This window comes from Arthrobacter sp. P2b, assembly GCF_900168295.1.
GTDB lineage: Bacteria > Actinomycetota > Actinomycetes > Actinomycetales > Micrococcaceae > Arthrobacter.
Genome location: NZ_FVZL01000028.1, coordinates 1 through 26,803 on the forward strand (window position 1 = coordinate 1; position 26,803 = coordinate 26,803).

Here is a 26,803-nt window from a genome sequence, read left to right on the forward strand (position 1 = left end):
AGAACAGGTGCTGCGTAGCCGATCGTCGCGAATGAAGGGGTGAGGCCGATGATCAGAGAGCCGAGCGCCATCCCGGAGATGGACAGCGTCAGGATGAGCCGGCGGCCGTAGCGGTCGGCCAGCGGCGAAATGATGATTCCGCTGAGCGGGCGTATAACAAAACCGACCGCATAGGTGAGCAGCGCTGCGACAAGAGACGCAAACGGGTTCTCACTTGGGAATATCTGTCCCGCGAACACTGCTGCCAGCAGCCCGTAGATGTACCAGTCGTACCACTCCACAAAGTGGCCGATCGTTCCGGCCACCATGTTGACGGAGCGCCGGGGCGGCTCGGGCACTTCCGGAAGGCCCGAGCTGTCGAGCGCATCTTTTGAGGTCTTCATTGAACTCTCCATACTTTCACGTTTTGCTGAGGAGGGGTTACGGATTGAACCGGAGGCAATCGGTCCTTCGGCTTGTCACCGGAACGAATAAGATCGATTGCTGAGATCGGTTGCAGAGATCGGTTGCAACAACACTAAGGGCGACGAAAGAGACTTGTCAACGTCTTTTTGTGAGCGGCGTCGCAGGTTCGGGCATTGCCGCCTCCAGGGGAGGGCAAGCCCTTTGTGCAGTGGAGGCAGACGTGTTGCCTCGGTCGATTTAGGGGTGGTAGCGCCCATTCATGCTGCGGGCTGTAAGAACGGCCCGCGAGAAACTGATTAAAATGAGCTGTTCTGGCGGTTGGGCCGTCACCCCTCTGCCGGAAGGGGTGTCTCGTTGTTGAAGTCCAGGTACTGCACACCGGACCACGCGCATTCCAAACTTCCGTAGACGGACCAGTACTCATCCCAATGGGAAAGTTTCCACTGGTCCCGTTCCAAGCCGCGGCGGGTTAGCCGGTCCCGCAGAAGGTCCTGGGGAACCCTCACCCGCACCACCGTGGTCGCAGAAGCTGGCCAATGGAACTTTTCTGCCGCGCGCGTCAGAAAATCCGGTTCATCGAAGTAGGCCCCGAAAGGGGCATCGAGCACGACCGAGCGGCCCAGGCGAAGATTCGCCCCGGCGACGTCCATAAGTGTCTCGTACTCGAGGGGAAGCAGGTTGTCGCGATAGTAGTCGTTGGATTCCCGGTCGGTGGGGTCGTGTCCGGTTGCCTTCAGCGCGAACTCGACGAAGCGTCCGCATACGCGGTCCTTGTCCAGGTATGCCGCGTTGTGTTCCTTTGCTGTTTTCTGCGCGACCGTCGTTTTCCCTGAGCCGGCCGGGCCAATAACGATATAGACGCTGGGGATCGTCATCGGCGGGCCTCTGCCACGGCTGACAGGAACTCCTCGGCGGCTTTGGTGACGAGGGTAAAGTCGCCGTCCGGCTGCCATGCTTTTGTCACGTAGCTGCCGACGCCGACACCTGCTACGCCTGCCGCGAACCATTCGCCGACGTTCTCTACGGTCACGCCGCCTGCCGGCATGATCGGCAGGTGTGCGAGCGGGGCGAGAACGGACTTGGCATAGGGGATTCCGCCGGCTTCGGTGGGGAAGAGCTTGAGGATGTCAGCGCCGGCCTCGGCGGAGTTGACTAGCTCGGTCGGTGTGTAGGCCCCGCTAATAGTGGGTACCTGGTACCGGTTTGCTGTCCGGATCATTGCCGGATTCAGCTGGGGACTCACCAGGAATTCAGCCCCGGCGCGGATGCACTCGTAGGCCGAGTGCTCGTCCAGCACCGTTCCGGCCCCGATCGCTACTCCATTGGCCCCATGCCTGGCGGAGAGGCGGCGGATTACATCGACGGCACCCGGGATCGAAAGTGTGATTTCAAGGGCGCGGAAGCCTCCGGCGATGGCAGCTTCGGCAACGCGTTCTGCCAGGTCAGCGTTCTCGAGGCGGACGATGAGGACGGCGCCGGATTCGTCGATGGTCTGCAGGGTGCGAAGTTTCTTGTACATGGGTGCCTTTCTTGGGGCCCAAGCGTGTTGATGCTCCTTGTTGCCTGGGCCACTGTTGAAGTGTCGTTGACAAACTTTCCCACCATCCATACTGTTATTGCAACCGATCTCAGCAACCGATCTCATACAAGGGGGTATCGCGGTTGACTTACGAACGCACAATCATTCTTGGTGCTTCCCATTGGCACACTCCGCTGTACGCAAATGCCATCGCTGAAGTGCACCAGGTCGTCGGTGTCAGTGACGACGACGTGTCCCTCGTGCAGGGGTTGGCTGATGGCTGGGGAGCGCCGGTGGAAGCTGACTGGCGGAAGCTGGTTGACCTTCCCGATGTTGGCCTTGCCTACGTTTTTGGCCCGCACGATGGTATGGCGGAGAAGTGTCATGCCCTGATCGAACGCGGTATCCCGTTCGTGGTGGAAAAGCCGCTGGGAACGTCCCTTGCCGAACTATCTGCAGTGCGCAAAGCGGCCGATGCAGCCGGTGTGCCCGCCACCGTCCCACTCATCCAGCGGGACGGCCCCACCGACCGGTGGCTCGCCAAAGCCGGCCGGCCGACATATCAGCGGACCTCATTTATTGCCGGACCGCCGTCCCGCTACCTCAATAACGGCAATCCGTGGATGCTGGACCCGGCCAAGGCCGGCGGAGGGTGCCTGGCGAACCTGGGCCCACACTTCGTGGACCTGTTCCTGCAGGGCTGTAACGAGACCTCTGTTCGTGTGCAGTCCCGGCTTTCGTCAACGTTGCACGGCGGAGACGTGGAGGACCACGCCAGTCTCATCATCACTACGCCCGAGGGACGGGAAGCCATCGTGGAGGTCGGATACGCCTTCCCGGGCTCCCCGCTGAAGCGTTACTGCAGCTACACGTCGGTCGGTGAGGCAGGACACGCCTCCGTTGACTCCGATGGTTCTGCCACCTTCACCGCCCTGGACGGGACAAGCGAGTCCGCCACGATCAACGTGGACAGCGACCCGCTCTACGATCCGTTCGTGCGGCGGGTCGCCCAGACGCTGGAAGATGGATTCCAGGGCTTGCCTACGCTGGCCCAGCTCGAAGACGTCATGCGCCCCATTTGGCAGGCCTATGACGACCAGCACGGAGGAAGAGAACATGCCTGATCTGAGTATCGACGTCGTCGCGAAAGCCGCCGGTGTCCACCGGTCCACGGTCTCCCGGGCATTCTCCCGCCCGGAAGCGGTGAAAAGTGAAACCCGCGAGCACATCCTCCGTGTCGCCGAGGGGCTCGGCTACACGATGAGTCCACTGGCCCAGGCGCTCCGCAAAAAGACCAGCACTTTCATCCCGCTGATCGTCCCTGACATCACCAACCCGTTCTTTGCAGAACTTGCCAAGACGATGACGCAAGCGGCGGACGAGCGCGGCTACCAGCTGCTGCTCTGCGTCACCAATGGGGACCCTGCCAAAACTGAGGGATACTTCATCGCCATGCAGGCTATGTATGCCCCCTTCGGGATCGTCGCGCCCTCCACGAAGGTCGACACCGCGGCGCTGAAACGCTTCGATTTCGGCCACAAGGTGGTCGTGATCGACCGGGTGGAAGGCGACGATGCGGTCCCGACAGTCACCGTCGACAGCCGCCGCGGAATCATGCTCGCACTGGACCACCTGCATGCACTGGGGCACACGTCGATCGGCTACGTGTCCGGCATCGCCGGAACGCACACCGCCCAGGACCGGATGGACGCGTACCTGGAGCTGTCCGCCGAGAGCGGCAGCGCACCTGTGGTGCTGGACAGCGGGTCGGATCTGGATGCGGGCACGCGCGGGGCAGAGCATTTCCTCGAGATGGAGAAACCCCCAACGGCCATCATCGCGGCAAACGACATGGTGGCCTTCGCGGTCATCTCCGCCCTCGGCAAAAGCGGAGTGCGCGTACCGGAAGACGTGTCCGTCATCGGTTTCGACGGCCTGGCACTGGGGGCCCGGTTCAACCCTCCCCTGACCACCATCCGGCAACCCATCGCCGACATGGGACACATCGCCATCGAACTGGCCGAGAAGCAGAACATCGATGGCTCCGTGGACCACATCGTCCTCGAACCTGAACTACTGGTCCGTGCCTCCACCTCGGGACCACGCAAGTGACCGCGCAGACTAACGGCGCCCCGGCAGAAACACTGCGGCGGCTGCCGGGGCTCCAGCACACGGACCACGTCGGCCTGACCGTCCCCAACCTCGAGGAGGGCATCCGGTTCTTCGTCGACGTGCTCGGGGCCGAGGAACTTTACCGCTCAGAGCGGGGTCCGGACGAAGAGTTCATGCCCACAAACTTCGACGTCCCGGCAGATGCGAAGCTCACGCTCGCCATGCTGCGCCTGCCCCCGAACCTCAATATTGAACTCTTCGAGTGGAGCAGCGCTGAGCGGCGCGACACCCCGCCACGGCACTGCGATGCCGGCGGACACCACCTGTGCTTCGTCGTGGACGACGTCGACGAAGCGATCGCCGTGCTGCAGGAAACCCCCGGGGTGCGGGTGCTCGGTGAGCGCAAAGAAGTCGCAGGCGACAGCCCGCGCGTAGCCGGCAACCGCTGGACCTACTTCCTCACCCCCTGGGGCCTGCTGATGGAGATCGTCGACCGGTCCCGCGTCGCCGCCCCACCCCGGCTGGTCGGTCCTGCGGACTGGGCAGCAGCTACAAACACTTCCAGAAAGGACAACCAATGATGCGGCTTGCAGGTCACACACTCGGAACCCCGGACCACACGGTTCCCCAAGCACTGGCGCTCTTCAAAGCCGCCGGCCTCGACGCCGCGGAGGTCATCTACCAGGACGACTACCTGTCAGGGTTACCTCTGGGAGACCGGCGCGCCGCGATGGAGGCGTTGAAGGCTTCCGACAGCGAAGGCGTGCCGATCGCAGGTCTTACGCCCTACACGACAGCCATCAACTCCCTCGATGACGTGGAGTGGCGCGGCGCGGTCGATGAATTCCGCGGTGCCATTGAAACCGCGCACATGGTCGGGGCTGACCGGGTCCGTGTCTACGCCGGGTCCTGGCATGCCGGGGACTCCGACCATGCCCGGCGGTGGGCAAGACTCGTGGATGCGCTGCAAACCCTTGCACCGGAAGCTGAACAGGCAGGTGTGCGGCTGTGCGTTGAGAATCACTTCGGCACAATGACCCAGTCCGCGGCCGAGACCGCAGCCCTGGTCCGCGAAGTCGCGCACCCGGCCATCCGCGTTCTATACGATCAAGCGAACCTGACATTCACCCACGACGAAAAGTTCGAACAGGCCCTCGCTGTTCAAGGCGACCTGATCGGCCACGTGCATGTGAAGGACCTTGTCTTCACCGATCCCAACGCAGCGTTCCGCGCAACCGAAACAGCCCGGGTTAACGCTTCCGAGCGGGCCGTACGGTCCCGCGTCGTGGGAAGCGGCGTCGTTCCCTGGCCCCAAATTCTCTCCGGGCTGGTGCAGCACGGCTACGACGACGTGCTCAGCATCGAACTTGAATACCGCTGGCACCGGCAAGACCTTCCCAAGCCCGAGGACGGATTCAGGGAATCAGCCGACGTCCTGCGCGCCATGCTCTCTGACCCCGCCCAAGTAAGGAACGCCCGATGAACACCAACCGCCTCCGCGTCGGCGTCATCGGCGCCGGAAACATCGCAACCATCGCCCAGCTGCCCACACTCGTCCAGCGCGACGACGTTGAGCTGGCCGCCCTGGTGTCCCGCCGTAAGGATCCGGGCAGCCTGGTCCGACGCTGGGGCTTCGGCTCCGCCTACAAGTCCGCCGAGGACATGCTGGATGCGCAGGACCTGGACGCAGTCTTCGTCCTCACACCCCGCTCCGAACACGCCCACGCGGTCCAACTATGCCTCAGCCGCGACGTCGACGTGTTCTGCGAAAAGCCCCTCGCTCCGGCAACCGAAGAAGCCGAGCGTCTGGCCGACCTCGCCGACGAGCGCGGGCGCATCCTGATGGTTGACTTCAACCGCCGCTACGCCCCCGTTTACACCGCCGGCCGTGAGCTGTTTGGCACGAAAGGCGCTACCTTCTGCGTCGCACAAAAGAACCGCCCCGGATCCGAATACCGTGCAACGTTCGAGAACGCCATCCATATGGTCGACCTGCTCCGCTGGTACTGCGGCGGCGAACCAGTGGACGTGGCCGCACACGCCGCCGGTGATGACCCCTGGGAAGAAGACGGCGTCGCAGCCATGATCCGCTTCAGCACCGGCAACACCGGAGTGCTCATCGCAGCCCGGACAGCAGGAGCCTGGAATGAAAAACTCGACGCCTACGGCGACGGCAAGACCGTGGAAGTCAGGGCACCGGAAACCGTCTCGACCACCGTCCGGGGAGTCACCACCTCGCGCGAGCTCAGCGCCGAGGCCTACGGCTGGGCCACAGCAACCGACACGCTCGGCTTCTCCGCCGCCGTCCACCATTTCCTAGACCGGGTCGCCGACAGGGCCCAGCCACTGACCTCCGGTCGCGAAGCCGTCCATACCCAGCGGCTGCTCGACCGGATCCTCGCCGCCTCCGGACTGCCCACAGAAGAACAAGAAGGCCGGCAATGGGCAAGCCACGCCACCAGCGCGAACAACAGCTAGTCAGCACCGGCACGTACGCCACCCTGGACCGGGGGATTGCAGACAACAGGCTTCAACGGTGCGGCAGAAGGTCGGGCACGGAGCGACGCCCACTGAAGCAGCCGCGCCCGGAGCCATGGCACACCCTTTGGGAAACACCTCAAGTAAGGACCTAGAAAGATGAAACGAGCAGACCAAGTCGTTCTGGTGACCGGATCAAGTGGCGGAATCGGCGATGCAGTCGTCAGCGCACTCACAGCCGAAGGGGCCCTCGTCATAGGTGCCGACCGTGGCCTGAAGGAGGGCCAGGAACTGGCCGGCTTCTTGTCATCGAAGTCGTCCAGGTCCGCGTGGCTCCCGATATCTTGCAGGACAGGCTGCGCAGGCGAGGCCTCGAGCGCGACCCTGTCAAGCTCGCACACTGGGACGAGTACTGGGCTGAGCACGGCGACCAAGTCTGCTCCTGGACAGATGTTCCAGTGACGGGGCTGGGTGCACCGCGCAAACGGGCGAACCCGATGATCAGCGGAACGACGACGCTCATCGCGCACCTGGGATATCCCACGCACACGTTCAAGTCGTCTCTGATCTGCAACCCATGGTTTGAAACGCACGCGATCGATGCAGTCGTCGTCCCCATGGGGATCAAACCGGAGGACTACCGCGGCTTCTTCCGCTCCGTCTTCACGCTAACCAACATCCGAGGTGCGCTTGTCACCATGCCGCACAAGGTGGTCACCATGAACCTCGTCGACGAGGTCAGCCCAACTGCCCAGATCGCCGGTGCCACCAATGCCGTCCTCAGGCGAGATGACGGATCACTGTTGGCCGAGCAGTTCGACGGAGCAGGCTTCGTCCGCGGCGCCCTGCGCAAAGGATTCGACCCTCACGGCAAGCGGGCCCTGGTCGTCGGCAACGGCGGCGTGGGCTCGCCGATCGCCGCCTCACTGGCCGGCCTCGGACTTGCCGGCATCGGCTTGTTCGACCCTGATACAGGTGCCTCCGATGGGCTCGCCCAGCGCATCAGCGCGCACTACCCTGACGTGCAGATCGCCGTGGGGTCCAATGATCCCGAGGGCTACGACCTGATCGTCAACGCCACCCCGCTCGGCATGAGGGACGGTGACCCCATGCCTGTCGACATCGACCGGATCACCCCCGGCTCCTATGTCGGGGACGTCGTGCTGAAGGCCGGAATGACCCCATTCCTGCAGGCCGCCAAGCAGAAGGGATGCACAGTTCAGGTGGGCAGCGACATGCTGTTCGAGATGATCCCCGCTTACCTCGAGTTCTTCGGATTCGGCACTGCGACAGCCGAAGAACTGCGCACAACAGCGCAATTGCCCTTATGAAGAAAGGCTTCCGTGACGATGAGGTGGTTGTGAGTCGACCCAAGGCATCCCTCAACGATAAAGATCCTTTGCGGCATGACCGCGCGAAGCCGGCCTCGGTTGGCCACCCCGATAGTGGTGGCTTACTCCGTTCGGGCGATCGTCCTTATTTGCATTTCTCGGAGGGGGCACGCGCCGCTCTCACGCGCTGGTATCAGAATAGAGCGAAATTCCGCTTCCCTGACAGTGGCTCCATGATGTTCTCAGAATCCACCCTGACCAGTCACCGGAAGTTCGAAACACGGAAAGTCCATGGAGTTGCACACCTTATGAAGTCCATTTCGGGCAGTGGGCGACCATGTCACCTGATGTAGCTGGTCGGACGTCGGAGAACAACCCAGAGCTCCACCCCACAGGCCGAGTCCTCCCACGTCAGGCCGCTCCGACGTCAGGTTTGGTTGTGCCCTTTATGGACGAACGTCACGGCCAGCGTAGGTGTCTCCCGCCTTTCCGCGTTCGGGTCCTACCGCGGGAAACGCCGTACGGAGATCGCCCGGGGCCAGCAGTTCAAGAAACTCAACTTCCATGCGTGACAAACCCACTTTGCAATGTAAGTTCCTTCCGTACACGGGGTCCGCTTTAGACGGCTGCGGCGGCCTTCAGCGGGACGGGCACGAGTTCCTGGAGCTCCTCCAGGGTGCAGCCGAAGGTTTCGCGGACCTGGACGCCGTCAGGACCGGTGAGGAAGACGGCTTTGTCCGTGTACACGCGGGTGACGCAGCCGACGCCGGTGAGCGGGTAGGTGCAGGAGTCCACGATCTTAGATGCGCCTTCGCGGGTGAGCAGGGTCATCATGACGAAGACGTCCTTCGCGCCGGTGGCGAGGTCCATGGCCCCTCCGACGGCGGGGATCGCCCCGGGTGCGCCGGTGTGCCAGTTGGCGAGGTCGCCGGTGGCGGAGACCTGGAACGCGCCGAGGACGCAGATGTCCAGGTGCCCGCCGCGCATGATGGCGAACGAGTCCGCGTGGTGGAAGTAGGAGGCACCGGGGAGTTCGGTCACGGGGATCTTGCCGGCATTGATGAGGTCGCCGTCGATCTGGTCGCCTTCGGCTGCAGGGCCCATGCCGAGCATGCCGTTCTCGGTGTGGAGGGTGATGTCCTGTTCCGCCGTGAGGTAGTTGGACACCAGCGTGGGCTGGCCAATACCGAGGTTCACGAAGGAGCCCGGGGCGATGTCCTTGGCCACGAGGCGGGCGAGGTCGTCGCGGCCCATGGGGGTTGCGGAGGTCTGGATGGATGTTGCGGTGCTCATCTCAAGCCACCTTTCCTGCTGCAGCGGCCGCGGGTACCCGGACCACCGTGTTGACGTAGATCCCGGGAGTCACCACGTTTTCCGGGTCCAGCGAGCCGGTGGGCACCACGTCGGAGACCTGCACGATGGTGTGCTTCGCCGCGGCGGCCATGATTGGGCCGAAGTTCCGGGCCGTCTTGCGGTAGACGAGGTTGCCTTTGCCGTCGGCTTTGAGGGCCTTGACCAGGGCGACGTCGGCGTGGATGGGCGTCTCGAACACCTGGCCGCGGCCGTCGATGATCCGGGTTTCCTTGCCTTCGGCCAGCATGGTGCCGTAGCCGGTGGGGGTGAAGAACCCGCCGATCCCGGCGCCGGCCGCGCGGATGCGCTCGGCCAGGTTGCCCTGCGGCACCAGCTCCAGCTCGATTTCGCCGGCCTTGTATTTGGCGTCGAAGTGCCACGAATCTGACTGCCGCGGGAAGGAGCAGATCATCTTCCGTACCCGGCCTTCCTTGATCAGCAGTGCCAGGCCCTGGTCGCCCTGGCCGGCGTTGTTGTTCACCACAGTCAGGTCCGTTGCCCCGCACTCGAGCAGCGCGTCGATCAGTTCGAACGGCTGCCCGGCGTTGCCGAACCCGCCGATCATCACGGTGGAACCGTCCTTGATGCCGGACACCGCCTCCTGGACGAAATCAACAAAAGTCAGCATGTCCTAGCCCTTCCCTGTGCTGGCGCCTGCGGAGGTGGTAACGTTTTCGAGCACCACGGCCAGGCCCTGCCCAACGCCGATGCAGATCGCCGCGACACCCCAGCGGTCCCCGGAGGCCTGGAGGGACCGGGCGAGGGTGCCGAGGATCCGGGTTCCGGAGGCGCCGAGGGGGTGGCCCATCGCGATGGCGCCGCCGTGACGGTTCACGATTGACGGATCGATGCCCCAGGCGTTGATGCAGGCCAGGGACTGCGCGGCAAAGGCTTCGTTAAGTTCGACGGCGCCCACCTGGTCCCAGCCAATGCTTGCCTTGGCGAGCGCTTTATTCGCTGCCTCCACCGGGGCGTACCCGAAAAACTGCGGATCGTTCGCGTGCGCACCCCGCCCGGCGATGCGGGCCAAAGGGTCCAGGCCCAGCAGCCCGGCGGCAGCCTCGGACCCGATCCAGGCCGCGGAGGCGCCGTCGGACAGCGGGGACGCGTTGCCCGCCGTGACGGTGCCGCCTGCTCCGGCGCCCTCGGGCTCGTAACGGAACACGGTCTTCAAGGCGGCGAGCTTCTCGGCGGTGGAGCCGGGACGGATGCCCTCGTCCCGGACCAGGTCGGTGCCGGGCACCGGTGCCACGAGGTTGTCGTAGAACCCCTCGTCCCACGCCGCGGCGGACAGGTTGTGTGATTTCGCGGCGAACTCGTCCTGGGCCTGCCGGGTGACCTTGTACTTCTCGCGGAGCCGTTCGGTGGCCTCACCCAGGGAAATGGTCCACTCCTTCGGCATGGCCTTGTTCACCAGCCGCCAGCCCAGCGTCGTGGAAGCCAGGGCCAGGTCCCCGGCCGGGTACGGCTTCTCCGTCTTCGGCAGCACCCAGGGGGCGCGGGACATCGATTCCGCCCCGCCCACCAGCATCAACTCGGCGTCCCCGGCGTTGATCTGCCGCGAGGCGATAATCGCCGCGTCCAGGGACGACCCGCAGAGCCGGTTCACCGTGGTCCCCGGAATCGAGACCGGCAAACCGGCGAGCAGTGTGCCCATCCGGGCGATGTTCCGGTTCTCCTCGCCGGCGCCGTTGGCGTTGCCGAAGACCACCTCATCGATCCGCTCCGGATCCAATGCCGGGGCCCGCTTCACGGACTCCCTGATCACATGCGCGGCAAGGTCATCCGGGCGGACGGCAGCGAGGCCGGAACCGAATTTCCCGAAAGGGGTGCGCACGGCGTCGTACACAAAAGCCTGATTCATGGTTCTTCCTTTGTTGACGCGAACAGTGGTTTAGGGGTTTAGGCTGCCGCAGGTTTACGGGGAGTCGGCTGGTACGCCAGGAACTTCCAGGTCTCACCCTCTTTGATCCATACCGAGAGTGCGCTGTTGGCAAGTGTTTTCTGGGTTCCGTTGACGGTGAGGTCCGCGTTCATTTGCCCCAGTACAAGTGCGGTGTCCCCAATTAGGACGATGTCTTCTATGGGGTGGTCGATCCGGTGGTACCTGTAGAAGCCTTTGCGAAGCTTCTCCAGGTAACTGCTCAGCGTGTCACGGTCACCCAGTGAATGGGTGTACACCAGACGGTGGTGGCACAGGTCTTCGAACGCGTCGTAGTCACCGTCGACTACAGCTTGATAGCGCTTTGCTTCCAAAGTTTCGATTTTGTTTTTCTCGGCTGCAGTGACGTTATCCACGGAGCACTCTCCTTGCTTAAATGTTGGGGACGATCGGACGCCACGAGTCGGAGCCGGCCCTGCTGCCCAGGCCGAACGTTGCTTCTTCACGACGTTGGGCCGGGCCGGGTGCCGGCGAAGGCAATCTTGGGCTGCTAATCTGGCCGATCCTGATTCAAAGGTAAATGACGGCTGGCATCCCGTCAACTAATAGTTGACAGCGTGCGCTGAACGGGCGGCGCTCCGGAACCCAATTCCCTCACTTCATCGTCGATGAGCAAGCAGATTCTGCAAGATCTCGCGGGTTTAACACCTTCTAAATGCTCGCTGCATCGCACTTCCGCGGGCGAGTTTGGGTTTACACGTGAGGGGGGCAGTTGTCACCTTCTACTTGACATTTGTGTGTTGGATCACTTAGCGTCGTCCTGGAACCAATAAAACCGGAATGAGGTTAACGTGGTCCTTAATACCGAGGTCCTGCTTGTCTGTAAACAGGATCAGCAAAGCTTCGGCGGGGGGAATGCGCTCGACCAAGTTTCTGTGACCAGCGTGGATGCCCATTTCGCGGAGCAGCAGCTGGCGTCCTATGCATCCTCCAAGGCTGCCGCCACCGGAGCTGTCCGTGCAATCGCCCTGGACTATGCCCACGCGGGTATGCAGTTTAAACTTCTGGCCCCGGGACCGATACGGGGCCGGACTGTTTTGAACGGCATCTGGCCTCGGCCCCAGCGACCCGGAAATATTACCTGGCCACCGGACAGGCCAGGCAGCCCCCGGACGCATCACCGAAGCGGACGAAGTTACCCACTCGGCACTGTTCCTACTCTCTAAGGAGTCATCAGTAGTCTTCGGCACCACATTCATCGCCGACGGGGCCTGAGGACAGGTTTCGATTTCAGGACCGGGACCGAGGGTTCCTCCTGCCCACCACAACTAAGCACTGCAATAGCGCACCCGAAAGGTACATCTCATGGAACTGGAACTGACCGGCAAGAAGGCCATCGTGACAGGTGCCGCCCAGGGCATCGGGCGAGCGACCGCTCTTCTGCTGACCGCCGAAGGGGCTACTGTGGCAGCCCTGGACATCGACAAATTGGCTCTCACCGAGCTCGAAGAATTGGCGGCGGACAATCCAGGCCGGATTGTCCCGTCCGTCGTGGACTTCACCAACGGGCAGGCCACGACCAACGCCGTCGCTGAGGCCATCAGCCAGCTCGGCGGCCTCGACCTGTTGATCAACAACGTTGGATCCGGGGCGGTCCGGACCTTCGAGCAGATCTCAGATGAAGACTGGCAGCGGACGATGGAGCTGAACTTTATGAGCTACGTGCGGACCATCCGCGCCGCACTGCCTTCACTCCGCGAATCGTCGGCGCCCTGCATCGTGAACAATGCATCTGATCTGGCCCGCCAGCCCGAAGCGCAGCCTGTTGACTACTCGGCAAGTAAGGCGGCAGTGCTGGCGCTGACGAAGTCCATTGCCCGCGCCGAGGGTCCCAAGATTCGGGTCAACGCCGTGGCACCAGGCCCCATCTGGACGCCGTTCTGGACCAAGCCCGGCGGGTTCGCAGACACGCTCGCCACCGTGCACGGCATGGACCCACAGGCGGCTGTCGAACACGAAATGAAGCTCCGCCAGCTTCCCTTGGAACGGCTTGGCACCCCGGAGGAAGTAGCCCGCATTATCGCGTTGCTCTGCAGCCCGGTCACCAGCTTCGTCACTGGCTCCGTGTGGGGCGTAGACGGCGGCAGCATCCGTGGACTCATCTAAGCTCCAGCCTGCCCAGGGCCGGAAGGAGCATCTCGTGCCCGATCGCCATTCAGACGAACAGCACATCCTGTCCCTGGAAGATCTTCGATACGAGGCCGTGCTCAGCTCAGATTTTGATGCCTTCGCGGAGCTCTGCCACGAGGAGCTCGTCTATGCGCATTCGAACGGCGAACGCGATGATCTGCGCGGCTACGTGGACAAGTGCCGGCAGGGCGTGTACGTCTACCACCGGATCGATCATCCTGTCGATCAGGTAAAGATACTCGGCGATATAGCCCTCGTCCTGGGTGAGATGCAGGCCGAACTGACCATCCGGGGGACGCGTACAGAACTGGACAACAGCGCCTTGGCCGTGTGGATCCGTGTGGGTACATCCTGGAAGCTGCTGGCCTACCAGCCGACACCGAAGCCCGTGAAGGCTGCCCTCGGGCAGAGAGGCCCAACCGCCTCAGCGGGCTCAACACCCTAGAGGGCTCCAGAACCGCAAAGCAGAAGAGTGCCGGCGACACCTGTCGCCGGCACTTTTTGCGTCTACCATCCGTCTGCATCCGCCCATACGAGTTGGCATCTCAGTTTGTACTCTCAAGGTTGACACACTCATGAAAGGGCTTTCTGCGCCGACGACACGCCCTGCCACTTAATGAAGAGGCGATAAGAAGGAGAAATTAGGCGTGTGAGTGTTCAACCGCAGCTGATTCCTCGCCGTTCGACGCACCGGCCCTTGCCAGATCAAGGGGATGGGCGAAGCCTTGACGACCGACGACGGCCCAGATGGCGACACAGTCTTCGCCAGAGGTGTTGCTGAGACGGTGCGGGACGTTCGAATCAAAATTCATGCTGTCGCCAGGCCCGAGAACATCGCTGTCGAAGGCGACCTGGACATTTAGTTGGCCGGAAAGGATGTGGATGTACTCCCACCCTGGGTGACGCATCAGGTCGCCGGCGGCGCAGGACTCGCTCCCGGGAGTGTAGGTAACCCGCAGAAACTCGACCAGCGGGTCTGCCCGTTCCGTGAGCCGCTCCCAGCGGACGCCTCCCATGTTGATCTCGGGACGGTCCCCGGCCCTTTGGACTCCTGGGAGCGCTGAACCTGCAGAAGCGGTGAAGGCCGAATGGCTGGCCAGCCCGGTAACCGCGGCCCCATTACCGGTCGTGCCATTTGCTTGCGGCGCGGGGGAGTGCTCACCACTCATCAGCGTGTCCAGTGAAAGCCCCAGCTCCGAAACGATGGTGTACAAGGTCCCAATGGAAGGGACAGCACGGCCCAGCTCAACCTGCGACATAAAACTTGCCGAGATTCCTACTCGGCGGGACAGCTCCCTCAGGGAAATCTTCCGCTTCGTCCTGGCGGCCCGGAGCTGGCTGCCCAGTTGGGCGCGACCCTCTTCCGTAACCGCTGCAGTGTCCTGAATGCTCATCCTCGGCCTTTCCGACGGTCCTGCCCGGCGCGCGGGCAGGACCGCTGATTTGACTGTCCACTCCAGTCGGGAAGCCCGCCAGAGATGTACAGTGTGCGCGGACACCAGTCTAGCTTCTCTACCCGATTATTGCTCAGACTTCACAATCGATCAGCAAAAACAGCCACGTCTTCCCGTTATTCATCGCGGTGTAAAGCGGAATGTGCTGTATTACTTGACAGTGTGGGGTGTGTCACTTTACATTTGAAGGGTGATAAAGCCGCGAAGCTGGTGCCTATGGGGATCTCCCAACCAGCCGGGCGCATCAGCCGAAGCTTTCGGAAGCTCCCGAACTCGAAGCGAGGACGGACAGCACCGGAGCCAGAGTTCCACTGTGTATATCTACCTTCTAACTAGGAGCAAATGATGGTGCAGGATCGCAAAGGCGCCTCCGCATTCAAACTGAGCCGCCGCCACATCGGTGTAGCTGTGCTCACCGGCGCCACCTTGGCGCTCTCCGCCTGTGCCGGGGGTGCGTCATCCGGAAGTAGCGACGCGCCTACCGTTGGCTTCTCGGCCGGCGTCCTGGACAACCCGTTCACGGCAGGTCTCGTGGACTCGGTCGTCACCGAAGCCAACTCGAACGGATTCAACATGCTTCCGGCTTCCAATGCCGAAGGTGACCCCGCCAAGCAGGTGACCGACTTCAACACCCTGATTTCCCAGGGCGTGAAAGGCCTGGTGACCATTCCAAGGGACAGTGACGCCATTATTCCGGCCATTGAGGCTGCAAACGCCGCAAACATCCCTGTCGTGACTGTCGACACCGCAGCCAACGGCGGCAAGATCTACATGAACGTCAGGGCGGACAATGTTGCCATGGGCACCAGTGTTTGCGAACAGATCGGCAAACTGACCGGAGGCAAGGGAACGGTCCTGGAACTGCACGGCGCACTGTCTACCACTTCCGGGTTTGACCGCAACAAGGGCTTCAGCGACTGCATGCAGTCCAGGTTTCCGGACGTTGAAATCATCCGCAAGGACACCAACTGGGAGTCTGCCAAGGCTGTGGAGAACGCCCAGACTGTTCTGAGCACCTCCAAGATCGATGCAGTGTTCCTCGCCAGCGACTCCGTCATGCTCTCGGGCGTGCAGACCGTGATGGAAGGCCAGGGCAAGTGGGCCCCCGCAGGACAGCCCGGGCACGTTCCGCTGGTGACAATTGACGGTTCGAAGGGTTCCCTGGACGCCATCCGCTCGGGGCACGTTGACGCCGTCATTTCCCAGCCCGTGGACCTCTACGGCAAATACGGTGTCCAGTACCTCAAGGACGCCATCGCCGGCAAGGAATACAAGGTCGGTCCGTCTGAACACGGCAGCGAAATCGTCGAGTACAAGGGCAACCTTGCCGACATGCTTCCGTCCCCCGTCATCACCACAGACAACGTTGATGACGAGAACCTCTGGGGCAACAAGAAGTAGCTCCCTTGTCCGGCCCAGCAGGGCCAGGGGAAAGACTGAATTTCAGAAAGGGTGACATCGTGGTCACAGCTAACACCCAAAACGCCATCGAGATCCGTGGGCTCAAGAAGTCCTTCGGATCCACCCAGGCGTTGACTGATGCCAACCTGATCGTCCGTTCAGGCGAATCCCGGGCCCTGCTGGGCCGGAACGGCGCAGGAAAATCTACATTGATTGCGATGCTTACCGGGCTGGTCACTCCAGACTCGGGCAGCATCCACATCCAGGGCGCCAACGGTGAAATCACCGAAGGCCCCGGCTCCGATTCGATCGCCTGTGTGTATCAGAAAAGCACGCTGGTGCCGGAACTGACGGTGGCCGAGAACATCAGCCTCGGAACATACCCACGCAAACGGTGGGGGAGCGTGGACTGGGCCGCCATCCGCAGGACAGCCACGGACCAGCTCAAGGACTGGGGTTACGAGCGCATCGCCGATAAGACCGTCGAAGACCTTGAACCGCTGGAAAAGAAGATCGTGGAAGTATGCCGGGCGCTGTCCCGGGGACCGCGGATCCTCCTTCTGGACGAACCGACGGCCGGCCTGGACGAGGGGGCCTCGCATGAACTCTTCGCCCAGATCGACAGCCTCCGCCAGCGCGGGGTCACCGTGATCTACGTGTCCCATCACTTGGAGGAAATCTTCAAGGTCTGCGACTCTGTCACCATCCTGCGCGACGGACGCGACGTCCTGACCGCACAGACGGCGGACCTCACCGTCAACAAAATCGTGAACGTCATGGCTGGGGTGAGCGAGGAAGAAGCCGCGGCAGCCAAGAAAGGCTCTGTCGCCGCTCACCGCGGCCAAGAGCAACTCGGTGAAACCCGGCTGACCGTCTCGGGGGCCCGCATCGGGCTCCGAGTGCTGGGAGCCAACCTGACCGTCCGCGCCGGTGAATGCGTGGGCCTCACGGGCCTCGACGGGGCAGGTCACGTCCAGCTCGCCCAGGCCATCGCCGGCCAGGTGGCAATCGAACAAGGAACCGTTGAACACAACGGCCACACGCTCGGCCAGGGAAACGTCATCAAGACGATCAATGCAGGTGTGGGCTTCGTCCCCGAAGACCGCCACGTCAACGGCTATGTCCCGGAACTGTCAGTCGAAGAGAACGCCACACTGACCATCGTTGACCGGCTTCGAGGCCCTGGTGGCCTCATCAACTCAAAGCGACGCCGCGAACGCTTCACAGAACTTTCCGGAGCCTGGGCCATCAAATGCGACGGACCGACCCAGGCCGTCGAAGAACTCTCCGGAGGCAACCAACAGAAGGTCGTGCTCGCACGGGCCCTGGCTTCAAACCCGGACACGCTCGTTCTCGTCCACCCCACCGCCGGTGTGGACGTGACGGCCAAGGAATCCATTTACGAGTCGCTCCGGGAACTGCGCGACAGCGGACGGTCCTTGTTGATCGTTTCCACCGATGACACGGATCTGGAAATTTGCGACAGGGTGATCGTCATGTACAAGGGCGAAATCCACGCCGAACTCAACGCGGGCTACGAAGAGTGGGAACTCGTAGGCGCCATCCAAGGGGCGGAGGCAGCTGCATGAAAACGTCTGCCCAGCCCCTGCAGCCCACGCCCACAGAGCCAAAGAACCAAGGAGAACGTCCAATGTCCACGCATACCCCAACCGTTGCGGGTACGCCGACCAGCCGCCGGCCCCTCAACATCATTGATCAAGCCCGCTCGTCCGGCTGGGCCCGTGAGCTCGCGCTGCTGCCCGCCATTATTTTGGCGATGGTGATTGGGGCCATCCTCTCCCCGCAGTTCCTCACGGCGAACAATCTCCTGAACAACGTCCTCGTCACCTCCGCTGTGCTTGGAATTGTCGTGATCGCTGAAAGCATCATCCTGATCTCCGGGTACTTCGATCTTTCTCTCGAATCCGTCGTGGGCCTGGCACCGATGCTTGCAGTGTGGCTGGTGCTTCCCGCGGCTGTCGGCGGCTCTGGATGGGGCTGGTCGCCATGGGCAGCTATTGGAGTGATGTTTGCCCTGAGCATCGTCATCGGACTCATGAACGGCTTCCTCGTCGGCAAGCTGAAGCTCAACGCCTTCATCGTCACCCTCGCCATGCTCACCCTCCTCCGCGGCCTGACCATGGGCCTGTCCGGCGGCAAGACCCTTTCCGGGCTGCCCGCTGAGTTCCTTGCCCTCGGCAACACCAAGTGGCTGGGCATCTCCATCCAGATCTGGCTCTTCGCGATCTTCCTGGTCGCCGCAGCAGTCTTCATGCGCAGCCACCCGGTAGGCCGCAAGCTCTACGCCATGGGCGGCAACAACGCCGCCGCGGCCGCAGCAGGTATCAAGACGCTGCGTCTGACCATCGGAGTCTTCGTCGCCGGCGCCATTATTTCAGCGTTCGCCGGCCTCATGCTCACCGGCCGTATCGCCTCCGTGACCGCCAACCAGGGCGACGGCCTCATCTTCACCGTCTTCGCCGCGGCCGTCATCGGTGGCATCAGCCTCAACGGTGGCAAGGGCTCCATGATCGGCGCCCTCAGTGGCGTGCTGCTGCTGGGCATCATCCAAAACATCCTTGTCCTGTCCCAGGTTCCCTCGTTCTGGATCCAGGCGATCTACGGTCTGATCATCCTCAGCGCCCTGATCTTCAACTACCTGGCCGGCTCCCGGCGTACCCGCCGCGTCGTCTAACCCATCCCGCTACCCCTGAAAGCTAAGGAGCGCACACCGTGAGTTCACCATCCTTTGACGGGAAGGTCGCCATTGTCACCGGTGCGGCCAGTGGCATCGGCCACGCCACAGCAACGGCACTGGCTGCACAGGGTGCGACCGTCTACGGAGCTGACATAGCTGCCCCCGCAGACGGCGCAGCCGACAAGGCCGTTCATTGGCGGCGCCTCGACGTCGCCGAGGAAGATGGTTGGAAGGCCCTCACGGAAGAAGTGCTCCAGGCCCACGGCCGGATCGACGTCCTGGTCAACAACGCAGGTTTGGTCGGATCCTACGATTCGATAACAGACATCGACATCCAGGACTGGCACCGGATCATCTCCATCAATCAGACCGGTGTTTTCCTGGGCATGCGCTCAGTAGTCCCGGCCATGCTGTCCCGGGGATCCGGAGCGATCGTCAACGTTTCATCGATTTGGGGACTTGTCGGAGCAGCCGGCGTCGCCGCCTACCAGGCTTCGAAGGGTGCCGTGACAGTGATGACGAAGAACGCCTCCGCCACTTGGGCAGCCCAAGGAATCCGCGTCAATTCGGTCCACCCCGGGCTGATCACAACGCCGTTGACGGAAAACCAGGATCAAGCCATCTCCGATGATCTGATTGCCAGGACCCCGATGCACAGGGCAGGGCAGGCCAGCGAAGTCGCCGACGCCATCGTCTACCTCGCCTCGGATAAGGCCTCGTACATCACCGGCGCGGAGCTGGTTGTCGACGGTGGATTCACCAGCATCTAAGCCCCCTTTTACCAGCCGCCCCAGCTCCAAGGAAGGAACATCACCATGAGCACGGACCTCGGCCCCGAAACATTGACTGCCGCCGTTATCGACAGTTTCCGCAACACCCCGGATGACCGCCTTCGGACCATCCTGAGCAGCCTCACGACCCACCTTCACAACTTCGTCAGGGACATTGAACCCACGATCGAAGAATGGGAAACCGCCATCAACTTCCTGACCGCCACAGGCCAGAAGTGCGATTCCGTCCGTCAGGAGTTCATCCTCCTCTCCGACGTGCTGGGCGTGTCCATGATGGTGGAGACGCTCAATGACGCCGAGACCCCCGACGCCACCGACTCCACCGTCCTGGGACCGTTTCACATGGTCGAGTCACCGAAGCGCGAGCTGGGCGACAACGCTTCCCCGGAAAGTGAAGGCGACATCTGCCTGGTCAGGGGCCGCATCCTTTCCGTCACCGGTGAACCTGTTCCTCATGCCTCCATTGATATCTGGCAGGCGAACACCAAGGGCTTCTACGACGTCCAGCAACCCGGCATTCAAAGCGTCGGCAACGGCCGTGGCCTGTATACCTCGAACGCTGACGGGGAGTTTTACTTCCGCAGCGTCATCCCCAGCTATTACCCGATCCCGACTGACGGACCGGTCGGTGACCTGCTGCACGCGACCGAGCGCCACCCGAACCGGCCCGCGCACATCCATTTCATTGTCACCGCCCCGGGTTTCCGCGAGCTGACAACCCACATTTTTGTTGGCGGAAGTGACTACATCGACTCTGACGCCGTTTTCGCCGTGAAGAAGAGTCTGATCGCCAAATTCGTGCCCAACACCTCAGAGGCCGATGCAGCGCGTTACGGGCTCACCTCACCGTTCATGGAGGCAGTGATCGACATCGTCATCCACCCCGAACTCGTCGACCCCGATATCGTCCACACCGCCGTGATGTCCCCGTCCACTGCGCGGATTATCGAAGCACAGGAGAACACTCGATGAAGGATTTTCAGTACCAGGCACTTCCCATGCGCGTCCGCTTCGGAGCGGGCTCCCTCGCCTCCCTCAATGACGAAGTCGTCAGCCTCGGCCTCAAACGGGTCCTGGTCCTGGCCACCCCCTTCCAGGCGGACCTGGCAGAGCAGGTCTCCGAGCAGTTGGGCGAGCTCAGCGCCGGAGTGCATGCGGAAGCTGCAATGCATGTGCCCATCGAATCCGCTCACAAAGCGCGGGAAGTAGCCGCAGCGGCCCAGGCCGACGGGTACGTCGCCGTGGGCGGCGGGTCGACGACAGGCTTGGGCAAGGCCATCGCACTGGAGTTCGGCCAGCCCATCATCGCCGTGCCCACAACCTACGCCGGCTCCGAGATGACTCCCATTTGGGGACTTACCGCCGACGGTGAAAAGAAGACGGGGCGCGACCCCAAAGTCCTGCCCACCAGTGTCATCTATGACCCGGAACTTACTGTCTCCCTGCCGGTGGCCATGTCGGTCACCAGCGGATTTAACGCCATTGCCCACGCGGTGGAAGCGCTGTACGCCCCGGACGGCTCGCCCATCATCTCTCTGATGGCAGAAGATGGAACCCGTGCGCTGCTGGAGGCAATGCCGAAGATCGTAGAAGAGCCAACCGATATCGAGGCGCGCTCAGATGCCCTGTACGGGGCCTGGCTCTGCGGTGCCACGCTCGGCGCGACCACCATGTCTCTGCATCACAAGCTGTGCCACACGCTGGGCGGGACGTTCAACCTTCCGCACGCTGAAACGCACACCGTCGTGCTGCCCTACGCCTTGGCCTACAACGCCCAGCACGCACCGCAGGCAATCGCGGCACTGCAGCGGGCCACCGGATCCGACAACCCTGCAGCCCACCTCCGGAAACTGAGCCTGTCCCTTGGGGCACCGTCGTCACTGGCTGAGCTGGGCCTGAAGGAATCCGACATCGACAAAATCGTCGAAATCGCCACGAAGAATCCCTATTCGAATCCGCGGGAAGTAACCCCGGAGGGCATCCGTGAACTCGTCACCGCTGCCCTTCATGGCAGCGACATCTAAGTAACTTCCGCGCTACAACCTGTTGGCTGAACCTATAGAAAGAACACAACATGTCTGAGACCGTAAACGACGTTCGTTCGGCGCCCGCGGTACCGCCGGTAGGAACGGTTCCGGCTGTCCTGGTCCGCAAAGACGCGGCCGGCACCATCACAGTCGAGCCCGGTACAGCACCCGTCACTGCGCCCAGGCCGACTGAACTTCTCGTACGGCCTGCCTATGTAGGGGTATGCGGCACCGACATCGAAATACTGCACGGCAGCATGCCCGCAACCTTCAAAATCAACTACCCTCACGTTCTGGGGCATGAATGGTCCGGCACTGTCGTAGAGGCGGGCAGCGACGTTGTGGGATTCCACCCAGGGGACAGGATTCTCGGCCACGGACACCTCGGCGGAAATGACTGGTTCGGGGTCACCCACGACGGAGCCGCAGCTGAATTGTTCACCGTTCCGGCAGATATGTGCTTCCACATCCCCGCCGAGGTGGACATGCTCACGGCCGCTGTCATCGAGCCTTTCGCCTGCGTGTTGAATGGGCTCAAAAAGATCGGGGGCATCAGCGCGGCTGACACCGTCCACGTGCATGGACTCGGAGCGATCGGCCTGAATGCAGTACTCCAGGCAATCACCGCAGGTGCGGAAGTCGTCGTATTCGATCCCAGCCCACTCCGCCGGGAAACGGCAATGAAACTCGGAGCAGCGGCTGCCGTGAATCCACTGGAGAACCCGGACACCACCGCGGCCGCAGCAGCAGCCACGGGACGGCCCTTCGCGGACGTGGTCATTGAAGCATCCGGCAATTCGGCCGCACAAGCAGCAGCCCTTGAGAGCGCAGACCACAACGGACGAGTCCTGCTGATGGGTGTCTCAACCCCCAAGTTCGCACCCGCACGTTTGGGCCTTGTTCAGGAACGGAACCTAACGATCACCAGCTCAACGGGGGCGCCGGTGGCCGTATGGCCGGCAGCAATCCGCTACGTGGCAAACACACGCCTCAACCTGGCCCAGATCGTCTCGACTGTCGTCCCCTTCTCCCGGGGAGACGAAGCCCTCCAAAGGGCGCAAGACTCAAGCCGGGAAACGAAGGTCATGCTGGCCCCGGACAGCACCCATTCCCACGACCTACCAAGCTCTCCAGCCCACAAAGCCAACTAAATAAAGGAAGAACGTGAACGCTACGAACATCATTCAGAACCGGGACCTGCTGGCCTCCTGCTGGACCTGGGCAGGAAACGCCGCACCGCTCCGCGGAGACGAAACCAGCCCTATTGACGTGCGCACCCGGGTTGAGGCCGCCGCCAAGGCAGGCTGGAAGGGACTGGGTTTCATCCACGCCGATCTTCCCGAGATAGAAAAGACCATCGGCCTGAAGGGACTCCGCCAGCTGCTGGACGACAACGGAATCGTCCACGTCGAGATGGAATTCCTCGCCGACTGGTGGAAGACCGGCCCCGAACGCGCCGAATCCGACCGCTGGCGCAAGATTTTGTTCAACGCCGCTGAAATCCTCGGCGTCAAGACCATCAAGGTCGGCGCCGAACTCGCCCTTGAAGGCGAACCGGCCCCTGTCGACGAGACCGCATTCCACCAGGAATTCGACCGGCTTGCTACCGAGGCCGGCGAAGTGGGCACACGGGTTGCGCTGGAACCCATGCCGATGAACAACCTCAAAACGCTCGAAATCGGCGCGAAGTTTATCAACGAGGTCAACAACCCCCACGGCGGGCTCACCGTAGACACGTGGCACACCAGCCGTGGCGGCACCCGCTACGAAGACCTGGCCGCCATCCTGCCCATGGACAAAGTCTTCGTCGTTGAGATCGATGACGCCCATAGGGAGGTCAGGGGCTCGCTGTGGGAAGACACCATCAACGAACGGCTTTACCCCGGTGAAGGCGACCTTGACACCGCCGCGTTCGTCAAAGCCATCCACGACGCCGGATGGCGTGGACATTGGGGCGTGGAGATTCTTGCGGAATCGCACCGCCTCCTGCCCCTGGACCAAGCCTTGGCCCGCGCCCACGACACGGCAGCCGCAACACTGGAGGCTGCATCCCAACTGATCGCCGCGGAACAGTCTGAAAAGGTCTGACCCGAGCAGCTAGTCCACAACAAGCCCGGCCCTCGCGCTACCCACACCAAGGTAGTGCGTGGGCCGGACTGACCTGAGCGGAAGAAAGCCGAACACCCATGAGCGCACCCGCCCCCGAGGCACGATCAGATGCTGCCATCAAGCTTGGCATGCGCCTTCGTGACGCCCGGCAAAGCGCCAAACTGTCCCTGCGTGAACTTGCACGACGCGTGGACGTCTCCGCCAGCCTCGTTTCGCAGGTCGAGCTTGGCCGCACATCACCGTCTGTCGGAACCCTCTACGCTCTCGTATCAGAACTGGGGCTCTCCCTTGATGAAGTCATGCAGGATGGCGAACCATCAGAACTTCAGCTGCCAGCCACCACTCTTCGCGTTGTTGAAACCGCAGCCGTCAAAGACGGTGAGCCTCGGTCATCCGAGGATCTTGTGCCATCTCTTCTCCCGGCCGCGGGCAACGAGCTCCCAGGACTCCTGGAAGCGAAAGATCGCCCAAAACTCCGCGTTGCTGGTGTCCTCTGGGAGCGACTCACCGCAGAGAACGACCCCAACGTTGAACTACTCCGAGTGACGTACGGAAGCGGCACCGAATCCTGCCCGCCCGACAACCTCCTGCGGCACGGTGGACACGAGTACTTCCACATCCTTGCAGGAAGGCTCAACGTGCAAGCCGGCTCCTCATCGGGAACTCTCAGCGCCGGCGACAGCATCAACTTCGTGTCCTCCGTCCCTCACCGGCTCAGCAATCCGTTCACCGAAGACTGCATCGCAATTTGGGTGGTCGTCGGCCGACGGAGCGTCGCCACCACCCCCATCTCACCGATCGCATAAATCAGACGAATAGCAAAATATTCATCAATTGCACCCCCGAGTCTTGAAACGGAGTCCCAGTTGAGTTCCACATCTACACAGGTTTGGGGGCAGGAGCCCCCAGGCGAGGCTCAGCCAGACAATTCGGCCACTTCTGCGCACTGGGGCGAGCTCTGCCCGGGTGATCACGTCTGGGTGGTTTGCGCCAAATCTTCACACTCCGGGATTGTTGACGCTGCATCGGCTGACGGTGAATATCTGTGGCTGCTTCTCAACGGCGGACACGGTCGCAGGTTGTTCACCAGGGCCGAGGTAACCAGGACTTATGTCGATCCAACGGACCTGGCCAAGCGGCCAAGACCGACGCATTAACCTCTCTTGCCGCAGTGCGGCCTGAAAAAGCGGGACCTGCAACCCTTTGCTCTGCCCAACGCCGATAAACCTGATTACTCAGTCTGGGAGAAAACGATGAGAATGCTGCTCCGCCGAATTTCGATTCTGGTTGAAGGCGCTGGCTACAGCGGCGGCCTGAGCGCGCGGGACAGCCCATTGGAGCCCGGGTTCCCCCAGGGAGTGCTTGCTTCATTCCCCTGGGAAGGCTGGTGGCACGATGACCCGGATGAGGGCCCAGCCCATAGGTGATCGCTCAGGCCTAGGGGCACAAACAACAAAACCAGGCCTCAGGACAGGCCAGGGAAACCAACACCATGACCAAAGCGCCGGTAGTAAGAATTGACAGGAGACAGCACTTTGAAACCGATCGCCGTAGGACTTCTGGGAATCACGCACCCGCACGCTTCCGCGCGGGTCCGCGCCCTCCGAGAAATAGAGGGCGTGGAGGTGGTTGCCGCCGCTGACGACGATCCGCGATTGAACTACTTCACCGGTAAGTACGATATGGAGGCCCACGATATCGACGGGGTGCTCCAGGACGACCGCATCGACGCTGTCATGGTTCATTCCAAAAGTAAGGACATGGTCTCCCATGCCCTAAGGGCCCTCAACGCCGGGAAATCTGTCGTCGTGGAAAAGCCGGGCGGCGGAACCGTCAATGGCCTGCTGCAGCTGGCCAAGGCAGAGACCCAGGCTGCTCCCGGATTGGATATTCAGGTCGGGTACAACGTACGCCTGGCACAGTCGGTCACCCGAGCAAAGGAGCTCATAGACGCCGGGACCATCGGGAACGTGGTCAGTGTGTCGGCCAGAGGCGCCGCTCTCGCCGGCGAGCATCTCACTGCCCACCTGAACCAACCGGCGGACATGGGCGGGGCGCTATGGATCATCGGGTGCCACATGATCGATACTCTGGTCAGCATGTTCGGCGTCCCCGAGACCGTCAATGCGCGGGTGCGCAAGTCCGCGAAGCTCTCAAACGAATCGAGCCGCGAGGACTCTGCAGCTGCCCTGCTGAATTACCCCGACATGTCCGCTGCCTTCAGCTTCGACAGCCACGACCGACTCGAATGGTTCGAAAGTTCCCGCATATCCGTTTACGGCACCACGGGAATGATCGAAATCGGCATCCTTCCCCAGAAGCTAAAGCCGGCCCGGTCCTTCTCGACGTAGACCCTTTGGCCAGCTGGCTGGACCGAGTGGACGCAGAGCTATTTCACCCCGCCGTTCGCCCGCACTGAAGAGAACAAGTTTTCCGAACTGCCCGAACTGGAAAACATCAGCAATTTCCGCACGGAGATGCGTGGATGGGTCAACAGCATCCGCTCCGGCGCCCCTGTGCTGGCGCCCGTCTTGGATGCCCTGGCAGTGGCCCGGATTATCGACGCCAGCAAAGCCCGCAATGCGGCTGCCGCCACGGTTCCGGCCAAGAGCGGTAGGCGGGAGTTTCGTGTCCAAAAGGTACATCCACACCCGTGAAGTTTCGCTAGAAATGTCACCGACAAACTGACGCAGGCTAACGAAACAAGGGGCAGCAAGGGGTGCTGTAGGCCCCTACTGGCAGACCAAGCCAAAGAGTCGATGACGGATATTCCGTCAACTTACTGTGCTGGCGGCAGGATATCGGAACCGTGGCTTGCCGTAGGTGGTAGCGGTCGGGTGGGTGTGAGCGTTGTCCCTATTTGAGAGAAAGCACTGCCTTCAAGTTTTACGGGCAAGGACTTACGGCATTTCGAAGGGGAGTGTCTTGTATGCGGTGTTCTTGTTCATGTTCCAGCCAGCGACCAGGCCTGAGCCGATCATTTGGTCGCTGAGGCGGGCGAGTCGGTAGGCGGGGTCGGTGTCGAGGGCGAGTTGGAGGAATTGGTGGGCTTT

The 26,803-nt window shown here is 62.3% G+C and carries 27 protein-coding genes and 1 pseudogene; 20 read left to right on the plus strand and 8 right to left on the minus strand.

All coding sequences use genetic code 11. The features are described from left to right. The 3 genes from B5520_RS21595 to B5520_RS21605 form a co-directional block, all read right to left on the minus strand. Window positions 1-383 (minus strand): MFS transporter (locus B5520_RS21595; RefSeq protein WP_139386249.1); only part of this gene is annotated, 383 nt, incomplete at its 3' end. Between the two features lie 348 nt (window positions 384-731). Next, window positions 732-1,280 carry an AAA family ATPase gene (locus tag B5520_RS21600; protein ID WP_079599119.1) on the minus strand — a complete coding sequence of 183 codons (549 nt, stop codon included), beginning with the start codon at window positions 1,278-1,280 and terminating at the stop codon, window positions 732-734. Continuing rightward, the gene (locus tag B5520_RS21605) at window positions 1,277-1,924 is read right to left on the minus strand and encodes a bifunctional 4-hydroxy-2-oxoglutarate aldolase/2-dehydro-3-deoxy-phosphogluconate aldolase (protein WP_079599120.1); all 648 of its coding nucleotides are present in this window, start codon (window positions 1,922-1,924) and stop codon (window positions 1,277-1,279) included. The genes B5520_RS21600 and B5520_RS21605 overlap by 4 nt, the downstream gene beginning before the upstream one ends. Before the next feature lie 143 nt (window positions 1,925-2,067). On the opposite strand from B5520_RS21605, the gene B5520_RS21610 reads away from it, so the two are divergent. From B5520_RS21610 to B5520_RS21640, 7 genes and pseudogenes are all read left to right on the plus strand, one after another. Continuing rightward, complete coding sequence (locus B5520_RS21610; RefSeq protein ID WP_079599121.1) at window positions 2,068-3,048, plus strand: Gfo/Idh/MocA family protein; 981 nt, start codon at window positions 2,068-2,070, stop codon at window positions 3,046-3,048. Beyond that, window positions 3,041-4,036, plus strand: a complete 996-nt coding sequence (locus B5520_RS21615; protein ID WP_079599122.1) for a LacI family DNA-binding transcriptional regulator — start codon at window positions 3,041-3,043, stop codon at window positions 4,034-4,036. Before B5520_RS21610 ends, B5520_RS21615 begins: the two co-directional genes overlap by 8 nt. Continuing rightward, window positions 4,033-4,617 carry a VOC family protein gene (locus B5520_RS21620; RefSeq protein ID WP_079599123.1) on the plus strand — a complete coding sequence of 195 codons (585 nt, stop codon included), beginning with the start codon at window positions 4,033-4,035 and terminating at the stop codon, window positions 4,615-4,617. The genes B5520_RS21615 and B5520_RS21620 overlap by 4 nt, the downstream gene beginning before the upstream one ends. Then, window positions 4,614-5,519, plus strand: coding sequence for a sugar phosphate isomerase/epimerase family protein (locus tag B5520_RS21625; protein WP_254865668.1), 906 nt, complete (start codon window positions 4,614-4,616; stop codon window positions 5,517-5,519). The genes B5520_RS21620 and B5520_RS21625 overlap by 4 nt, the downstream gene beginning before the upstream one ends. Continuing rightward, window positions 5,516-6,514 (plus strand): Gfo/Idh/MocA family protein, encoded by a 999-nt coding sequence (locus tag B5520_RS21630; protein ID WP_079599124.1) that lies wholly within the window; start codon window positions 5,516-5,518, stop codon window positions 6,512-6,514. Before B5520_RS21625 ends, B5520_RS21630 begins: the two co-directional genes overlap by 4 nt. Before the next feature lie 159 nt (window positions 6,515-6,673). Continuing rightward, window positions 6,674-6,769 (plus strand): annotated as a pseudogene (locus B5520_RS21635) (SDR family NAD(P)-dependent oxidoreductase); the annotation flags it as partial. 74 nt (window positions 6,770-6,843) lie between these two features. After that, on the plus strand, window positions 6,844-7,845 hold the full coding sequence (locus tag B5520_RS21640; protein WP_254865669.1) for a shikimate dehydrogenase family protein: 1,002 nt from the start codon (window positions 6,844-6,846) through the stop codon (window positions 7,843-7,845). A gap of 618 nt (window positions 7,846-8,463) precedes the next feature. Here the strand turns inward: B5520_RS21640 and B5520_RS21645 are convergent. From B5520_RS21645 to B5520_RS21660, 4 genes are read right to left on the minus strand one after another with little or no spacing between them, the layout of a single operon-like run. Continuing rightward, a complete protein-coding gene (locus B5520_RS21645) occupies window positions 8,464-9,138 on the minus strand; it encodes a 3-oxoacid CoA-transferase subunit B (RefSeq protein WP_079599125.1) in 675 nt (224 codons plus the stop codon). 1 nt (window position 9,139) lies between these two features. Further along, window positions 9,140-9,826, minus strand: coding sequence for a 3-oxoacid CoA-transferase subunit A (locus tag B5520_RS21650; protein WP_079599126.1), 687 nt, complete (start codon window positions 9,824-9,826; stop codon window positions 9,140-9,142). A 3-nt stretch (window positions 9,827-9,829) separates the two neighbouring features. Further along, on the minus strand, window positions 9,830-11,062 hold the full coding sequence (locus tag B5520_RS21655) for a thiolase family protein (protein WP_079599127.1): 1,233 nt from the start codon (window positions 11,060-11,062) through the stop codon (window positions 9,830-9,832). Between the two features lie 38 nt (window positions 11,063-11,100). Continuing rightward, window positions 11,101-11,496 (minus strand): nuclear transport factor 2 family protein, encoded by a 396-nt coding sequence (locus tag B5520_RS21660; RefSeq protein ID WP_079599128.1) that lies wholly within the window; start codon window positions 11,494-11,496, stop codon window positions 11,101-11,103. 519 nt (window positions 11,497-12,015) lie between these two features. Between B5520_RS21660 and B5520_RS23325 the strand changes: the two genes are divergently transcribed. From B5520_RS23325 to B5520_RS21675, 3 genes are all read left to right on the plus strand, one after another. Then, window positions 12,016-12,306, plus strand: coding sequence for an SDR family oxidoreductase (locus tag B5520_RS23325; RefSeq protein WP_368483736.1), 291 nt, complete (start codon window positions 12,016-12,018; stop codon window positions 12,304-12,306). A gap of 139 nt (window positions 12,307-12,445) precedes the next feature. After that, the gene (locus B5520_RS21670; RefSeq protein WP_079599130.1) at window positions 12,446-13,246 is read left to right on the plus strand and encodes an SDR family NAD(P)-dependent oxidoreductase; all 801 of its coding nucleotides are present in this window, start codon (window positions 12,446-12,448) and stop codon (window positions 13,244-13,246) included. 34 nt (window positions 13,247-13,280) lie between these two features. Then, the gene (locus B5520_RS21675) at window positions 13,281-13,715 is read left to right on the plus strand and encodes a nuclear transport factor 2 family protein (protein ID WP_079599131.1); all 435 of its coding nucleotides are present in this window, start codon (window positions 13,281-13,283) and stop codon (window positions 13,713-13,715) included. 196 nt (window positions 13,716-13,911) lie between these two features. Here B5520_RS21675 and B5520_RS21680 read toward each other — a convergent pair whose 3' ends face one another. After that, the gene (locus B5520_RS21680) at window positions 13,912-14,664 is read right to left on the minus strand and encodes a helix-turn-helix domain-containing protein (RefSeq protein WP_079599132.1); all 753 of its coding nucleotides are present in this window, start codon (window positions 14,662-14,664) and stop codon (window positions 13,912-13,914) included. A gap of 402 nt (window positions 14,665-15,066) precedes the next feature. Between B5520_RS21680 and B5520_RS21685 the strand changes: the two genes are divergently transcribed. The 10 genes from B5520_RS21685 (at window position 15,067) to B5520_RS21730 (ending at window position 26,101) form a co-directional block, all read left to right on the plus strand. After that, the gene (locus B5520_RS21685; protein ID WP_079599133.1) at window positions 15,067-16,125 is read left to right on the plus strand and encodes a sugar ABC transporter substrate-binding protein; all 1,059 of its coding nucleotides are present in this window, start codon (window positions 15,067-15,069) and stop codon (window positions 16,123-16,125) included. A 59-nt stretch (window positions 16,126-16,184) separates the two neighbouring features. Beyond that, entirely contained in the window at window positions 16,185-17,714 is a 1,530-nt protein-coding gene (locus B5520_RS21690) for a sugar ABC transporter ATP-binding protein (RefSeq protein WP_139386293.1), read from the plus strand. A 62-nt stretch (window positions 17,715-17,776) separates the two neighbouring features. Further along, complete coding sequence (locus tag B5520_RS21695) at window positions 17,777-18,820, plus strand: ABC transporter permease (RefSeq protein WP_079599135.1); 1,044 nt, start codon at window positions 17,777-17,779, stop codon at window positions 18,818-18,820. Window positions 18,821-18,858: 38 nt separating this feature from the next. Beyond that, window positions 18,859-19,593, plus strand: a complete 735-nt coding sequence (locus B5520_RS21700; protein ID WP_079599136.1) for an SDR family NAD(P)-dependent oxidoreductase — start codon at window positions 18,859-18,861, stop codon at window positions 19,591-19,593. A 45-nt stretch (window positions 19,594-19,638) separates the two neighbouring features. Next, complete coding sequence (locus B5520_RS21705) at window positions 19,639-20,586, plus strand: dioxygenase family protein (RefSeq protein WP_079599137.1); 948 nt, start codon at window positions 19,639-19,641, stop codon at window positions 20,584-20,586. Beyond that, window positions 20,583-21,638: a maleylacetate reductase gene (locus B5520_RS21710; RefSeq protein ID WP_079599138.1), complete on the plus strand. Its 1,056-nt coding sequence runs from the start codon at window positions 20,583-20,585 to the stop codon at window positions 21,636-21,638. Before B5520_RS21705 ends, B5520_RS21710 begins: the two co-directional genes overlap by 4 nt. 50 nt (window positions 21,639-21,688) lie before the next feature. Further along, window positions 21,689-22,792, plus strand: a complete 1,104-nt coding sequence (locus B5520_RS21715) for a zinc-dependent alcohol dehydrogenase (protein ID WP_079599139.1) — start codon at window positions 21,689-21,691, stop codon at window positions 22,790-22,792. A gap of 13 nt (window positions 22,793-22,805) precedes the next feature. After that, entirely contained in the window at window positions 22,806-23,729 is a 924-nt protein-coding gene (locus B5520_RS21720) for a sugar phosphate isomerase/epimerase family protein (protein ID WP_217700361.1), read from the plus strand. A gap of 98 nt (window positions 23,730-23,827) precedes the next feature. After that, the gene (locus B5520_RS21725) at window positions 23,828-24,556 is read left to right on the plus strand and encodes a helix-turn-helix domain-containing protein (RefSeq protein ID WP_079599140.1); all 729 of its coding nucleotides are present in this window, start codon (window positions 23,828-23,830) and stop codon (window positions 24,554-24,556) included. Between the two features lie 729 nt (window positions 24,557-25,285). Further along, window positions 25,286-26,101 carry a Gfo/Idh/MocA family protein gene (locus B5520_RS21730; protein WP_217700362.1) on the plus strand — a complete coding sequence of 272 codons (816 nt, stop codon included), beginning with the start codon at window positions 25,286-25,288 and terminating at the stop codon, window positions 26,099-26,101. Window positions 26,102-26,803: the final 702 nt, after the last annotated feature.